12 protein-coding genes and 1 pseudogene are annotated in these 14,417 nt (G+C 69.1%); 3 read left to right on the top strand and 10 right to left on the bottom strand.

The features are described from left to right. Positions 1-9 precede the first annotated feature (9 nt). The 9 genes from ACGFU7_RS17950 to ACGFU7_RS17910 all read right to left on the bottom strand — a co-directional run bounded on the left by ACGFU7_RS17950 (position 10) and on the right by ACGFU7_RS17910 (position 10,037). Positions 10-924, bottom strand: coding sequence for an inositol monophosphatase family protein (locus ACGFU7_RS17950; protein ID WP_393696865.1), 915 nt, complete (start codon positions 922-924; stop codon positions 10-12). Continuing rightward, positions 921-2,189: an aspartate aminotransferase family protein gene (locus tag ACGFU7_RS17945; RefSeq protein ID WP_393696863.1), complete on the bottom strand. Its 1,269-nt coding sequence runs from the start codon at positions 2,187-2,189 to the stop codon at positions 921-923. Before ACGFU7_RS17945 ends, ACGFU7_RS17950 begins: the two co-directional genes overlap by 4 nt. Before the next feature lie 133 nt (positions 2,190-2,322). After that, positions 2,323-2,820, bottom strand: coding sequence for a hypothetical protein (locus tag ACGFU7_RS17940; RefSeq protein WP_393696861.1), 498 nt, complete (start codon positions 2,818-2,820; stop codon positions 2,323-2,325). A 624-nt stretch (positions 2,821-3,444) separates the two neighbouring features. Further along, positions 3,445-4,440: a phosphotransferase family protein gene (locus ACGFU7_RS17935; protein ID WP_393696859.1), complete on the bottom strand. Its 996-nt coding sequence runs from the start codon at positions 4,438-4,440 to the stop codon at positions 3,445-3,447. Positions 4,441-4,470: 30 nt separating this feature from the next. Further along, positions 4,471-5,454, bottom strand: coding sequence for an ROK family protein (locus ACGFU7_RS17930; RefSeq protein ID WP_393696858.1), 984 nt, complete (start codon positions 5,452-5,454; stop codon positions 4,471-4,473). Beyond that, positions 5,451-6,524, bottom strand: coding sequence for a zinc-binding dehydrogenase (locus ACGFU7_RS17925; protein WP_393696856.1), 1,074 nt, complete (start codon positions 6,522-6,524; stop codon positions 5,451-5,453). The genes ACGFU7_RS17930 and ACGFU7_RS17925 overlap by 4 nt, the downstream gene beginning before the upstream one ends. Before the next feature lie 276 nt (positions 6,525-6,800). Further along, positions 6,801-7,046 (bottom strand): hypothetical protein, encoded by a 246-nt coding sequence (locus ACGFU7_RS17920; protein WP_393696854.1) that lies wholly within the window; start codon positions 7,044-7,046, stop codon positions 6,801-6,803. Between the two features lie 334 nt (positions 7,047-7,380). After that, entirely contained in the window at positions 7,381-8,931 is a 1,551-nt protein-coding gene (locus tag ACGFU7_RS17915) for an acyl-CoA synthetase (protein WP_393696852.1), read from the bottom strand. Further along, entirely contained in the window at positions 8,928-10,037 is a 1,110-nt protein-coding gene (locus ACGFU7_RS17910; protein WP_393696850.1) for an NAD(P)H-dependent flavin oxidoreductase, read from the bottom strand. The genes ACGFU7_RS17915 and ACGFU7_RS17910 overlap by 4 nt, the downstream gene beginning before the upstream one ends. 182 nt (positions 10,038-10,219) lie before the next feature. Between ACGFU7_RS17910 and ACGFU7_RS17905 the strand changes: the two genes are divergently transcribed. Next, positions 10,220-12,070, top strand: a complete 1,851-nt coding sequence (locus ACGFU7_RS17905; protein ID WP_393696848.1) for a serine hydrolase — start codon at positions 10,220-10,222, stop codon at positions 12,068-12,070. A 124-nt stretch (positions 12,071-12,194) separates the two neighbouring features. Here the strand turns inward: ACGFU7_RS17905 and ACGFU7_RS17900 are convergent, their stop codons facing one another. After that, positions 12,195-12,815: a LysE/ArgO family amino acid transporter gene (locus tag ACGFU7_RS17900; protein WP_393696846.1), complete on the bottom strand. Its 621-nt coding sequence runs from the start codon at positions 12,813-12,815 to the stop codon at positions 12,195-12,197. Positions 12,816-13,044: 229 nt separating this feature from the next. Between ACGFU7_RS17900 and ACGFU7_RS17895 the strand changes: the two genes are divergently transcribed. Then, entirely contained in the window at positions 13,045-13,920 is an 876-nt protein-coding gene (locus ACGFU7_RS17895; RefSeq protein WP_393696844.1) for a phosphotransferase, read from the top strand. A gap of 249 nt (positions 13,921-14,169) precedes the next feature. Continuing rightward, positions 14,170-14,397, top strand: a pseudogene (locus tag ACGFU7_RS17890) (MFS transporter); the annotation flags it as partial. Positions 14,398-14,417 lie beyond the last annotated feature (20 nt).

Below are 14,417 nucleotides of genomic sequence, written 5' to 3'. Positions count from 1 at the left end.
CCTGCCGGGTCAGGCCCTCCACCGGATCCCCTCCAGCAGTGCCTTGTGGAGTTCGGGGTTGGAGGCGGCCACACAGGAGCGCTGGTTGTCGACACTCAGGTCGGTCAGCGCGGTGTTCCCGAGCGGCTTGCCGTAGCCGTCGGTGATGACGGCGCCGGCCTTCTCGGCGAGGAAGACCGCCGCCGCGATGTCGTAGGGGAACAGGTGGAGCACACGTCCGTTGCCGGCCCGCTCGAATTCGGGAAGGAGCCCGGGGTCGTCGCGCAGCAGCCGGTTGCCGATGTCGACGTAGGCGTCGAGCTGACCGGTGAGCAGCCGGGAGATGGAGTACGTGGCGCTGTTGAAGACGAACACGCCGCCGGTGTTCGCTGAGCGGTCGATGAGGTGGCCGTAGGCGTCGGTCATCAGCCGCGCGGGATGGCCGTTGAATTCGAGGGACCAGAACATCCGGGAGAGGTCGGTGGTCGTGGTCAGGGACGGTACGGGGCGGTCGTAGCCGTGGGCGGTCACCGCATCCGCGCCGCGCTCCCCGTAGAGGTAGGCCCCTGTCCTCATCTCCATGAGCAGTGCGTGTTCCACATCCGCGATGCGGGGGTGGTCGGACATCCGGGCCACGGCCACGGAAACGGTGGCCGATTCGAGTCCGGCGACGGCGGGCCTGGTGCCGTCGATGGGGTCGACGACGAGCAGGTACTCGGGTGCGGCGCCGTGGAATTGCAGTCCCCGGTCCTCGGAGTAGACGGCGACCGGTACGCCGCCGTCGACGACGTGCTTCCAGACGGCGGCCTCCGCCACGTCGTCGAGTCCGAACTGTGCGTCGCCACCGGGTGAATGGCCTCGTACGAGCCGGCTGTCGAGCTGGTTCTGCGCGGCCAGTACCTCGTCGCGCACCGATGAGGCGAGCTGTACGACGTAGTCCTTCATGCTGTCTCCGTGGTGAAGAGTGCGTCGAGCCGGTCGCAGAGCAGGTCGGCTTCGGCTCGGGTGATGATGAGCGGCGGCCGGATCTTGATGACGTTGCCTCGGCCGTAGCGTGAGGTCCGCAGGATCAGGCCGTGTTCCATCCCGCGCCGCGCCAGTGCCTGTGCGCGGTCGCTGTGGGGGCGGCCGTCCTCGTCACCGATTTCGATGCCGATCATCAGACCGAGGCCGCGCACGTCCACGATGGACGGGTGAACCGCGGCGAGCCCCCGCAACCGGTCCATGATGTGGGCACCCACCTCTCGTACGTTCGCCAGGAAGCCGGGGCGGCCGATGACGTCGAGGGTCGTCGCTGCGGCTGCCGCCGCCAGGATGTTGCCGCCGTAGGTGAACGAGTGGTGGTCGCTGCCGAGCCCGGACATCCGTTCGTCGGCGATGATGGCGGCGACCTGTGCGCCGGAGCCGCCGAGCCCCTTGCCGGTGGTCAGGATGTCGGGTCGCACGCCGTAGTGCTCGGCGGCGAACATCCGGCCGACCCGGCCGATGCCCGTCTGTATCTCGTCGAAGATCAGCGCGATGCCCCGCTCGTCGCAGAGGGTGCGCAGTGCGGCGAGATACCCGTCGGGCGGCACGATGTTCCCACCGCTGCCCGAGATCGGTTCCACGACGACACAGGCGACGCTGCCGGAACTGGCGTAGTCGAGGAAGTCGTTGACCCGCTCGACACAGAGCAGTCCACAGCTGTCGGGGGTCTGCCGGTAGAAGCAGCGCAGGCAGTAAGGGTCGGGGACCTGGATCACGCCGGGCATCAGGTGCGGGAAGGGTGCCTTGCGAAAGGACTCACCCGACATGGTGGTCGTCATCATGGTCTGGCCGTGATGACTGCGGAAGAGGGTGATGACATCGCGCCGCCCGGTGCTGATCTGGGCCATCTTGACCGCGCCCTCGTTGGCGGTGGACCCGCCCGAGACTTTGAGGTGCACCTTGGTGAGGTTCTCGGGGGTGACCTCGACCAGGCGTCGCACCAGGTCGTTGACCGGCTTGGTCTGAAAGGTCGACGTCGCGTGCACCAGCCGTTCGACCTGGTCGCGCATCGCCTTGACCACTTCGGGGTGGCTGTAGCCGAGGCTGAGATTGAAGGTGCCGGACGCACAGTCGATGTATTGATTCCCGTCCGAGTCGTACAGATAGATCCCTTCGCCGTGATCCATCAGGTAGTCGCTGACCGGGTAGTAGATCAAATTTTGGGCGTGCGTCAAGTCGACCATGTGTCTCCTGCTGCTCACGACGTGGAATTTCGACGTGCCCGGCAAGGGCCCTTTGGCGGGGGCCGTTCCACCGCACAAAACGACCCCCGCGAATCATGGTTTCCCGCGTGGCGGGAATCCCGGTGCTGGAATTTCAGATGTCCAGCACGAAGGTGAAAGCGGCATCCCAGCCGTCCGCGGTCCGGCGGACATCCATCAGACACTCCGGCCGGAAATACTTGTCCAGGTGATTGCGCCGTTCGTCCGGGAAGTACAGCATCGTGGTCAGCACCTCACCGCCCGGGGGCTGCACCTTGACGTGCACGTGGCGCGTGCGGCCCGGGTACACGGCGGGCAGCACCGTCTCCAGCCGCCAGTTCCCGTCGCTGTCGGCGAACAGGTGACCCCGGAGCCGGAACCCCTCCTCGTCGTAGACTCCCTCGTCCCCGACCTGCCAGAAGTCGAGGAGCGCGCCGCCGACGGGCTTGCCTTCGGGGGTGACGATGCTGCCGTGGAGCAGCAGAGGCGTGCCGCCCTCCACATCGCCCCTGAAGTCGGGCTTGTGCGGGGTGGCGGGCTTGTAGAAGGGCCCCTCCTTCTGCTCCGGAGTGGGCGGGGTTCCGTTGCACCTGACCGTTGGCGTCAGCGTCAACTTCCCGTCACCGGCTTCCGAAATCCCTTCCCCGGAAGTGGGATGCAAGACGTTTTCCGGCCTCGTGTTCTCCACTGCGAAATTCTCCCTTGTTCAAGGATCTTTCGACTCACGGAAGCATAACGGCCCGACTTTGCACTGACCAGAAAGTATCAGCCTGTTAAGGAGTGCTTATTGGCCAAGAACATCGGAAGTCCGCCTTTTGATCTTCACATTCCTGACCGCGAAATTACCGAAGGCATCGGAGTAAGGCTTTTTCACCGTACGGAAAGTGACGGTGTGGCAGAGGGCTATGAGGGGTGGGACGGAAGAGACGGACGGGCACGCGCAATGAGCCGTACGTGAAGGGAATCGGGCGGAGAATGACGGCTGGGCTCGACGCCTTCGAGGTCTCCGTGACTCCTGCCCCGGATCGTGGGATCCGGGGCAGCGGACGGCGGAGCCTCGTGCGTCTGCTTCCGGTGCCCCCGCCGCGCCAGGCGGCGGTGCGCGAGCTCCGGTGCTGTGGCCGGGGCGGAACGGCCAAGAACCGCAGAACTCGGCCGGTCCGGGCCGGCATTCCCACGCATGGGGCTTGCGTCCGCGTCCACGGGCGGACTACGGCTCCGCGAAGGCCCGTGGAGCTCAGCCGATACGGTCCGTCGCCGGCCCCGGTTCGTCCGACAGGTGGCGGAGCAACACCGTCCGTGCCCCGGCGAAGCAGTCGGCGTCGGGCGGCGCGGTGAGGATGTCCGCCAGGGTGAACAGGTCCAAGGTCCGGCTGAGTTCGCGCCAGTCACTCGGCAGAAGCCCACCCGCGTCCCTGTAGCCGGACACGAACCCGTCCGCAAAAGAGGGCGGATACAGATGTGCGAAGCGCAGCATATTGCCGATGTCGTAGAGGGGCGAGCCACTGAACGCCTGTTCCCAGTCCAGCACGGCCGCCACGTCCCACCGGCCGCTCTCCCGTGAGACCAGCACGTTCTTGGGGTTGAAATCGCAGTGGACCAGTCGGCTGTGGCCGCTCACGTCGGCGACCCGGTGCCCGGTCCGCGCGGCGAGTCCCCGCAACGCGTCGGCCTCGCCGGGCGTCAGGGTGTTGCCGGTGGTGGCCAGGCATCGCTCGACGAAACCGGGCAGGTCGGCGACCTTGTCACCCGCCTCGGCCGGCACGAGGGTGGCGTCGTGGAAGGGGCCCGGCCGGGGCAGCCGTACCGCTGCGATCCGGGCCAGGACTCCGCCCACCGCGCCGCCGAGCTCGGCCACCTCGGCTGTGGTCGGCTCCCCGGCGAGCGCCTGGCCGAGCGGAATGCCGTCGGAGAACCGATAGACCAGCGTGGGCCTGCCCGTAGCCTTCCCGTACGGATCGGACGCGACGACGTCGACCACCGGAACGGTGGGCGCCGCCCGCTCCAGCACGGCCGTCTCCACGGCGCAGGTGTTGCGGTGCATCCGGGTGGCGCTGGAGCGGTAGCGACGGAGAACGTACCGCTCTCCCTGTCGTGTCGTGACCAGATGCATGTCGTTGGTGAACCCGCCGCGCAACGGGCTCACCTCCGACAGACTCAGGCCGGGGAGCGCTCGTTCCATCAGCCACGCGCGGGTCGCGGTGTCGAGGCCGGCAGGGTCACCGATCATCATGACGGCGAGCCTTCCCGTTCGCGGCTCCGCTCACGCGGGCTCTGCCGCCGGCGGCGGTACGTCGGCGCCCGAGCCGTCCGCGGACGGTCGCGCCGTCCCCTCGCGGGCCTCGCCCCGTGCCTCCTCGGCGGCCCGCTCGGCCAGCACCAGGCCTCCCGCCGGTCCGGCGAGCCGGCCGAGGGCGGCAGGGACCACGAAGTCGTCGGCGGCGTGCTCCGGCAAGCCCGGATATCCGGCCAGTGACCGGGCAAGTTCCGCCCGCAGCAGGGGGAAGAGGCCGGGCAGTACGGCCATCCCGCCCCCGATCACGATGCGTTCGGGCGCGGTGGTGTAGATGATGTCGCGCAGCCCGGAGGCGAGGTAGACCGCCTCCATTTGCAAGGCGCGTCCAAGCACTTCACCACTCAGCTCCTGGGCCGGTCGCCCCCAGCGGGCGGCAACGGCCTCGCCGCCCGCCATGCCTTCCCAGCAGTCCGCGTGGAAGGGGCAGGATCCCGGGAAGTCGTCCCCCGGTATCCGGGGGACGCTGAGATGCCCCATCTCCGTGTGGACCAGGCCGTTGATGACGCGTCCGCCGATCACCGCGCCGCCGCCGATGCCGGTGCCGACCGTCAGGTACACATAGGTGTCCCGGCCCCGCGCGGCGCCCCAGCGGCCCTCGCCGAGCGCCGCACCGTTGACATCGGTGTCGATGGCCACCGGCACGCCGAGCGCCGCCGCGACCGTTCCCGCGACGTCCACTCCGGACCATCCGGGCTTCGGCGTCGCGGCAAGACGCCCGTAGCCGGGATGCGAGCGGCGCAGTTCGAGGGGGCCGAACGACGCGATGCCCACGGCATCCAACGGCCCCTTCACCGCGGCCTCCTCGAAGAAGGCGACTGCTCTGGCCAGCGTCGGTTCCGGTTCTCCTGTGGGAAAGCGGATCTCGTCCTCGATCCGGTCGGGCGCCGATCCGACCAGACAGACGAACTTCGTTCCGCCGGACTCGATCGAACCCAGCCGCGGCCCGTTCACGCGCCCACCGGCCAGCCGTCCGCGCCGGCCGGGCCCGCGTCGGAGCGGATGACAACCTTCATGGCGTCATACCGACTGCCCGTCCTGTCGCGACCGACCCCGCCCAGCGCGCCGAGCGCGTCCTCGTACGCCTCCAGTGGGAACTCGTGCGTCACCAGGCGTTCAAGTCCCAGACCGCCCGCCAGGTCGACGGCCACGGGGAAGGTGTCCCCCCGGAAGTCACCGGCTCCGATCAGCCGGATCCCGCGGTTGGTCAGCTGGAGCGGCCGCAGCGGCACGCTGTAGCTGTCGTCGAAGCCCATGAGGACGACCCGGCCGCCGTCGTCCACCAGGCGCAGGGCATCTTCCAGACCGCCCCCTGTGGTGTCGAACACAACGCCGGGCCGATCGCCTCCCGATGCCTTCACAAGGGCCTCGGCCGCGTCCGTCCGGGACACGTCCACAACATGCTCGAACAAGTCGCGTGCTGCGGAAAGCCGGTAACCGTCCGTCTCGGCCACGATGACGCACCGCGCGGTCCGGGCGGCGACCAGGGCGACAAGCATGCCGATCGGTCCCGCGCCCAGGACTGCCACGGTGTCGTCGACCGTCAGCTCGGCCGCCTGGACGTTGTTGAGGACACAGGCGAGCGGTTCGATGAGTACCGCGCTGCGGAAGGGCATCCCGTCGGGAACGCGCCGTACGAACCGCTCCGGCAGCACCACACCGTCGGCGTATGTCCCGTCACGGTCCACGCCGACCTCCGTCCCCGCCTTGTTCCGGCAGAAGTTCGTCGCCCCGCGCACGCACGGCGCACACCAGCCGCAGTACAGCGTCGGGTTGACCACCACTCGGTCCCCCACGGCGAGCGACCGCACCCCGGCACCCACCTCCTGGACCAGACCGACCGACTCATGGCCGAGCACCACACCCGGCCTGGCCGGGAAGCGACCGAGCAGAATCTTGCGGTCGGTTCCGCAGATCCCGGTGCCGACGATCTTCACCACCACGTCGTCGTCCGCGCCGACGCATGGCGCCGGACGGTCTTGAAGCTCGACGGAACCGGGGCCCAGGTAGACAAGTGCGCGCACAGGTACCTCCCTATCGGTGTGCGGCAGCGAGTGCTGCCGGCGCCGTGCAAGGCGAAGCTGTGTTCGGCCATCGACGTTAGCGCAGGGACACCTGCTGGGAAACGGCGCTTCTGAGCCGTTGGGCGCACCGCCTCGACCCTGTCGGGACGTCGCCGCTTCGTTCCCGTTCCCGCCGTGGACCTGGTCGATGACGATCCGTCAGAGCTCGACGCCGGAGGTGAGCTCCCGGGTGGCGCCCCGCGGGCTCGCTCCACCGCGCTCTCCCCCGGACAAGGCTCACAGGACCGTGGCCGGGACGGACGCCGTGTCCAAGGCGAATGCGCTGCCCACCGCGGTGGTCAGGGCCCTGGCGTGGCGCGGGACGAACGACGGGGCGCGAGTGGTCGCGGACTCCGGGTTCTGCGCGTTGTAATACACCGTCAGGAACTCGTCCTCGGCCACGGTGAGGCGCGCCCGGCGCTCCTCGAAGCTGACGGTGCGCCCGTCGGCCGTACGGAACTCCAGGGGGGTGGGTGTGGCCAACCCGGTGCGCCCTTTGAGTCCTGGGCCTCCTCGGTACGCAGGCCCCTGCACCGGGCCTCGGCGGTGAGGCCGTCCGCCCAGGCGGCCCGCAGCCGCGGACCCTGGAGCTACCGGTCCATAACCCCTCCGCAGAACACGGCTGCGCCCACGGCGACTACGAGATACACGACGGCAATGACCACGGCTCCCCCGGAGTGATCTCGGTCCCGTCGGACGCCCATACCGTTCGACAGCCGAATGTCTCCATGGGCCGTCATGATCCCGCGGACAAAGTCCAAGGGCTGCCCGCTGCCTCGGCCGACCGTGAGCGTTCGACGGACTTCGGACCGTGGTTTCACAGTGCCCTCTGGTGCCCTTCCCAGTACGGGTCGCGCAGCCGCCTCTTGTACAGCTTGCCGTTGGGATCGCGGGGCATCTCCTCGATGAAGTCGATGCTCCTGGGGCGCTTGTACCCGGCCAGATGATGTTCGCAGTGGCGCAGGATCTCGGCGGCCAGCGCGTCCCCCGCCTCGCGTGTCCCGGCCGGTTCGACGACCGCCTTGACCTCCTCGCCCCAGTCGGGGTGCGGAATGCCGAAGACGGCCACGTCGGCGACCGCGGGGTGACTGAGGAGGGCGCCCTCGATCTCGGCGGGGTAGATGTTCACACCACCGGAGATGATCATGTCGATCTTGCGGTCGCGGAGGAAGAGGTAGCCGTCCTCGTCGAGAATGCCGAGGTCACCGACGGTGAAGAAGTCGCCGATGCGGTTCTTCCTCGTCTTGGTCTCGTCCTTGTGGTAGCTGAAGCCGCCGGTGTTCATCTTCATGTAGACGGTGCCGAGCTCGCCGGGCGGCAGGCGGTTGCCGTCGTCGTCGAAGACGGCGAGTTCGCTGATCGGCCAGGCCCTGCCGACCGTGCCCGGTTTCTTCAGCCAGTCCTCGGCGGTGGCGAAGGCGCCGCCGCCCTCGCTGGCCGCGTAGTACTCCTCGACGCACCGCCCCCACCAGTCGATCATGGCGCGTTTGACGTGGTCCGGGCAGGGAGCTGCGCCGTGGATGGCGTGGCGCATGGCAGTGACGTCGTACCGCCGCTTCACCTCGTCGGGGAGGGCGAGGAGGCGGTGGAACTGGGTCGGGACCATGTGCGTGTGGGTGCAGCGATGGGTGTCGATGAGGCGCAGCATTTCCTCGGGCGTCCACTTGTCCATCAGGACCAGCGGATGCCCGATGTGCAGGGACGCGCCGGCGAACTGGAGGACGGCTGTGTGGTACAGCGGCGAACAGACCAGATGGACGTTGTCGTCGAAGGGTTTGATGCCGAAGATGCCGAGGAATCCGCCGAGGTGGCTCTCCTCGGGAAGCTTGCCGGAGAGCGGGCGGCGGATGCCGCGGGGGCGGCCGGTGGTGCCCGAGGTGTAGTTCATGACCCAGCCGAGGGTGCGGGCCTCGGGGGGTGCGTCGGACTGTCCTTCGAGCAGTTCGGCGTACGGGCGGAAGCCGTCGACCGTACCCACGGCATAGCGGTGGCCGGCCGGGAGCTTCGCCTCGTCCGCGGCCGCGGTCGCCGCCTGGGCGAACCGCTCGTGCGCGATGAGCACCTTGGCGCCGGAGTCGGAGACGATCCAGGCGATCTCGGGGCCGACGAAGTGGTGGTTGACGGGTACGAGATAGAAACCCGCCTGGGAGGCGGCGAGGTAGGCGGTGAAGAACTCGACACCGTTGGGCAGAACGACCGCGAAGGCATCGCCCCGTCGGAGCCCGGCCGCGCGCAGTCCGTGGACCAGGCGGTTGGCTGCGGCGTGCAGCCGGCCCGCCGTCCAGCTCTCGCCGTCGGGTGCGATCAGGACCGTACGGCCGGGATCGGCGGCGGCCTGGGCCCAGAAGCCGTTGGGCGGCAGGTTCATGAGGCGCTCCGTCCGGCGATGTGGTTGATCCGGTCCACGGCGCGCTCGAAGCCGCGGGTCAGATCGTCGAATACGGCCTGCACGCTGCGTTCGCTGTTCATCCTGCCGACGATCTGGCCGACGGGGGTGCCGAGCAGCGCGCCGGTCTCGTACTTCTGGATACGGGAGACGGCTTCGGCGACCAGCAGCCCCTGGAGCGGCATGGGCAGGGTGCCGGGGCCCGACGGGTCGTCCCAGGCGTCGGTCCATTCGGTACGGAGCTGGCGCGCGGGTTTTCCGGTGAGCGCGCGGGAGCGGACGGTGTCGCCGGAGCCCGCGGCAAGGAGTTTGCGGGTCAGCGCGCGGGAGTGGAGGTCGGCCTCTTCCGTCGTCAGCCAGAGGGAGCCGAGCCAGACGCCCTGGGCTCCGAGGGCGAGTCCGGCGGCGATCTGCTCTCCGCTGCCGATTCCGCCCGCGGCGAGGACGGGGAGCGGTCCCACGGCGTCGACCACGTCCGGGACCAGGACCATGGAGGCGATCTCACCTGTGTGGCCGCCCGCCTCGTACCCCTGGGCGACCACGATGTCGATGCCCGCGTCCGCGTGGTGGCGGGCGTGCTTGGCACTTCCGGCGAGCGCGGCGACGAGCACGTCCTGGTCGTGCGCGCGTCGGACGACGTCGGCGGGCGGCGACCCGAGAGCGTTGGCGAGAAGTTTGATGGGGTATTCGAAGGCGACGTCAAGCTGGTTGCGGGCGACTTCCTCCATCCATCCGGTGATGCGCCAGCCGGACGCCTCGCCCTCGGCGAGTTCCGGTACGCCGTGCTTGGCCAGGGTGTCCTGGACGAACTGGCGGTGTCCGGCCGGGATCATCGCCTCGACGTCGGCCTCGGTCACCCCCTCCACCTTCTTCGCGGGCATGACGACGTCGAGACCGTACGGCTTGCCGTCGGTGTGCTCCTGCATCCAGTCCAGGTCACGTGCGAGGTCGTCGGGGGCGGTGTAGCGGACCGCGCCGAGTACGCCGAATCCGCCGGCCCGGGTGATGGCCGCGGCCACCGCGGGGAACGGCGTGAAGCCGAAGATGGCGTGCTCGACTCCCAGTTTCTTGCTCAGCTCCGTCTCCATGGGGCGCAGGATGCCGCAGCCGGACAGCCGAGGGAAGAGATTTTCTGATGCAGTGTCAGATTCTTTGTGACGCCGGGGACCTCCGCGACAGCAGTGGTGACAGTAATCTCTGCGGCGGCAGGAAGTTTCATCGTCGGACGAAATTTCGAAAGTTACTTTCGCGCAGCAGGAAGGGGTTCCGGATGACCGAGGACGCGGCCGGCAGAGGGATCAGCCGACGCAGGCTGGGCGGTGGGATGCTGGCCCTGGGCGGAGCACTCGCCCTGGCGCCGATTCCGTTCGCGGAACGGGCGTCGGCCATGGAGTCTGGGGCGGGGTCGTCGGGTATGCACGCAGGGATCGGGACGAGCGCGGCATCCGGGCAGGCCCGGCCGACGCTGCGGCGCGGATCCGCCGCCCGTGCCGGGTTGCTGCAGGGGCCGTTGGACCAATTGGTTGTCGATGCGGAGAAGTTCCTCTCGAACTCCCCCAAACACCCTTGGTATGCCGGTGCGGTGCTGCTTGCCGGGCGGGGTGGCACGGTGGCGCTGCACCACCCGATCGGCAAGGCCGTGCGCTACGCCGCGTACGACGAGGAGACCGACACGGGGGTGGAGTTCCCGCCCGACCAGCAGATCGCGATGGCCGAGGACACGGTCTTCGACCTGGCTTCGGTGTCGAAGCTGTTCACCTCGCTCCTGGCCGTGCAGCAGATCGAGCGCGGAACGCTGGAGCTGGAGGCGAAAGTTGCCTCGTATCTGCCCGATTTCGCCGGTGGCGGCAAGCAGGACATCACGATCCGTCAGCTGCTCACGCATACGTCGGGCTTCCGTGCCTGGATTCCGCTGTACACAGCGCCGACGCGGGAGGGGAAGCTGGAGCTGCTCTGGAATGAGGTCCCGGCCAATCCGCCCGGCACGGTGTACCTCTACTCCGACCTCAATCTGATCTCGCTGCAACTGGTCCTGGAGAAGATCACCGGCCGCACGGAGGATGTCCTGCTCCGTGAACAGATCACTGCTCCGCTCGGTATGCACCGCACTCGGTACAACCCGCCGGCCTCCTGGAAGCCGAAGATCGCCGCAACCGAGGATGCCCGGCTCCCCTGGTCCGGCCTCGACCGCGGGCTGGTCTGGGGCGAGGTGCACGACGAGAACGCGTACAGCCTGGACGGCGTGGCGGGCCACGCCGGAGTCTTCTCCTGCGCCTGGGACCTCGCGATCCTCGCCCGTACGCTGCTCAACGGCGGGGTCTACGGCCGCGCGAGGATCCTCTCCGCGGAATCGGTGGACCTGCTGTTCACGGACTTCAACACCGCGTTCCCCGGCGATGCGCACGGACTCGGCTTCGAGCTCTACCAGCACTGGTACATGGGGGCGATGGCAACCCCTCGTACCGCGGGCCACACCGGTTTCACCGGTACCAGTCTGGTCCTGGACCCCACGACCGACTCGTTCCTGATCGTCCTCGGCAACTCGGTGCACCCGGTGCGCAGCTGGCGCTCCGGCAGCGCGCCGCGTGTCGCCACCGCCAACCAGATGGCGCGCGCCGTCGCGGTCCGTCCCGCCCGGGGACATACGGCGTGGTTCTCCGGACTGGCGAGCGCCACCAGCGCCACGCTCACGCTGCCCGCGCTGCGTCTCGCGTCGTCGCGGGCCCGGCTGAGCTCGGCCCTCTGGTGGGACACCGAGCCCGGGTCCGATTTCCTCTTCCTGGAGGCGTCGGCGGACGCCGGGGCGACCTGGCAGGCGGTGCCGTTCACCACCGTACCGATGGCCGGTCAGCACCCCCCGGAGCCCGAACCGCATCCGACGGGCTCGGTCTCCGGCTGGTCCGGCCGGGTCTGGCACCGTCTCGACGCGGACCTCGCCACATGGCGCGGCAAGGAAGTGCGGCTGCGGTGGCGGTACGCCACGGATCAGCTGTACGTCGGGCGCGGGGTGTACGTGGACGCCGTCCGGGTCGAGGACGGCAACCGGACGGTCTTCGACGAGAGCCGGTCCGGTGACGCCGCGGGCATCGAGGCGCTGGGATGGACGGCTTCGGCGGACTGAGACGGGCCGCGGCGGGCTGCGGTGGCTCAAGAACTGGCCACGGCGGGCTGCGGTGGATTCCGGCGGGATGTCGAGCCATTGGCCGGCCGTGCCGGGGAAGGGCCGTCCCCCTTCTCCGGCACGGTCACAGCAGCTGGACGGCGAGTGCTGTGATGAGGACGCTGGAGACCAGGGCGGTGACGAGCTGCCCGCGACTGCTCGTCACCACCCGGCCGAGCAGTGCTCCCCCACCGGCGAGCAGCAGCTGCCAACTGGCCGACGCCACAAAGGCGGCGAGTACGAACACCACCCGCTCCAGGCGGTCGGCGTCGGCTGTCGTACGGCTGCCGAGCACCAGCGCCGCGAAGTAGATGACAGTGGCGGGGTTCATCATCGTCATCCCGAGCAGCATCAGGTAGGACCGTGCCGGACCGACAGGGTCCGTCCCGATCCGGGCCGCTGTCCGCCGCCCTCGGTATCGCGCGATCGCCGTCGTAGCGCCACGGACCGCCAGCGCGATCAGCACCAGCGCCGACGCCCATCGCAGAGGCACCATGACCGGCGCGAGGACATGAGTGAGCGAGGAACCCCCCACCACCGCGACGACCGCATAGAGACCGTCGGCGGTTGCGACACCCAGGGCCGCACAGACTCCCGTCCTCAGAGACGTCCGGGCGGTGAGGCCCACCAAGTAGGTCCCGACCGCCCCCACCGGTATGGCAATGCCGTACCCGGCCAGAAGTCCCGCGACCAGGACGGCGATCATGCGCGTGCGGGATTCGGTCTCCGCAGTCGGCCGGGCTGCTGCTGACCGCGCACCGAACGGGCGGCGGAGGTCGGCGGCAGCGGGGCGGTGATCGATTCCATGGGCAGATGGTGGGACCGGCGCGGCATCGTGGGCAAGGCATTTTTGTGACGTCGGACCGTCCGGGGACGGCGGAGCGGCGTCGGCACCCCCCTCCACGGGGCGGGTTCCCGCGACGGAGAATGCTCCGATGACCACATCTCCGCAGAACTGGACGCGCGCCGAGCGGCTTGATGCCGACCGGCTGACAGAGGCCCTGTACGCCGAGACAGGTATCCGGCTGGTGGTGGAGGGGCCCTGTCCGGGAGGGCAGGTCGGTGCCGCGTACGTGCGCTGGCCCGACGGTCACCGGTCCGTGCTCAAGTGGCGACAGCTTACGCGGCTCAAGGATCTGCGGGCTGGACCGTTGACGGTGTGCGAAGTGCTGCACGCGCACGGGTATCCCTGCCCGTCGACGGAGTTGGCGGTCCAGGTGGACAACGCGGTCGTTCTGGTCCAGGAGTGCATGCCGGGCGCGCCGATGGAATGTCTGGACCACCACGGGCTGGATCAGGCACTCGCCCTCAACGAGTCGCAGGCGGGGCTGCTGGCGGCACGTACGGATGTCCCGTTGATGAACCTGTATCTGCTCGACGACGGCCCCGGCTACTGCCTTCACGAGCCGCTGCGTCGGCACAGCCGGCGCAGCGGTGCCCTGGAGCACCGGGTCAAGTCGGTCGGGGCCGATCACCCACGCCAACTGCCCGGGGACGACGTCGTGCACCAGGACTTTCACCACGGCAACCTGCTCGCCCTCGACGGTTCGGTCACCGGCGTCATCGACTGGGACGGCGCCGGACGGGGCGACCGCCGTTTCGACCTGGTCACCCTGCGCTTCGGGCTGCATGCCGACGCACAGCCCCCGGGCGTCACCTGCCGCCTCAACGACATTCTGGACGGCCTGCCCGACGATGTCCTGCGCCCCTCCTGGGCGCATATGAGTCTGCGCATGGTCGACTGGGCCATCAGGCACTTCGCTCCGGGCGACGTCGAGCACTGGCTCGACCTGGCCGAGCAACGCATGTGACGGCGGCGGGCATGTGCGACCCGGTGTATCTCATGGCCGGTGCGCGAGCCGTGGTGCCCGGTCGCGACGGGCCCGGGATCCGGTGGAGGACCGCGGCACGGCCGTACGAAGGCGCGGGGCTGGTCCTGGGCGACCTCGGGGGTGTGTACCTGTTCGAGTGCCCCACCTGCCCGGGGGGACCGTACACGCACCGCTTCGACTGCTCCTGAGAGCAGGGTAGGGTGCCCGCCGGGCGACCTCAGGAGGAACATGAAAGCCACAGTTGAAATTCCTACAACTCCCTTGAAACCACTGCGAGTTGTCGCTTTCCGGCGATTCGTTCTCGCCAATCTCGTCTCGGCGACCGGGTCCGCTATGGCTCCCCTCGCGCTCGCCTATGCGGTGATCGGACAGGGCGGCGGAGCCGGGTCGCTCGGCGTCGTGCTGGCCACGAACTCCGTACCGACGATCGTCTTCACCGTCGCGGGCGGCGTCCTCGCGGATCGTCTGTCGCGCAG

Origin of the sequence: Streptomyces sp. NPDC048473, assembly GCF_043200155.1 — a bacterium.
Lineage (GTDB): Bacteria > Actinomycetota > Actinomycetes > Streptomycetales > Streptomycetaceae > Streptomyces.
The sequence above is the reverse complement of the archived record's forward strand: the minus strand, read 5'-3'. Positions and strand labels throughout refer to the sequence as shown.

Excerpts from the sequence above, each read along its gene's own strand:
- ACGFU7_RS17905 (WP_393696848.1), top strand. The coding sequence starts at position 10,220 with ATGACCGAGGACGCGGCCGGCAGAGGGATCAGCCGACGCAGGCTGGGC.
- ACGFU7_RS17900 (WP_393696846.1), bottom strand. The coding sequence starts at position 12,815 with ATGATCGCCGTCCTGGTCGCGGGACTTCTGGCCGGGTACGGCATTGCC.
- ACGFU7_RS17950 (WP_393696865.1), bottom strand. The coding sequence starts at position 924 with ATGAAGGACTACGTCGTACAGCTCGCCTCATCGGTGCGCGACGAGGTA.
- ACGFU7_RS17935 (WP_393696859.1), bottom strand. The coding sequence starts at position 4,440 with ATGATGATCGGTGACCCTGCCGGCCTCGACACCGCGACCCGCGCGTGG.
- ACGFU7_RS17895 (WP_393696844.1), top strand. The coding sequence starts at position 13,045 with ATGACCACATCTCCGCAGAACTGGACGCGCGCCGAGCGGCTTGATGCC.
- ACGFU7_RS17945 (WP_393696863.1), bottom strand. The coding sequence starts at position 2,189 with ATGGTCGACTTGACGCACGCCCAAAATTTGATCTACTACCCGGTCAGC.
- ACGFU7_RS17915 (WP_393696852.1), bottom strand. The coding sequence starts at position 8,931 with ATGAACCTGCCGCCCAACGGCTTCTGGGCCCAGGCCGCCGCCGATCCC.
- ACGFU7_RS17910 (WP_393696850.1), bottom strand. The coding sequence starts at position 10,037 with ATGGAGACGGAGCTGAGCAAGAAACTGGGAGTCGAGCACGCCATCTTC.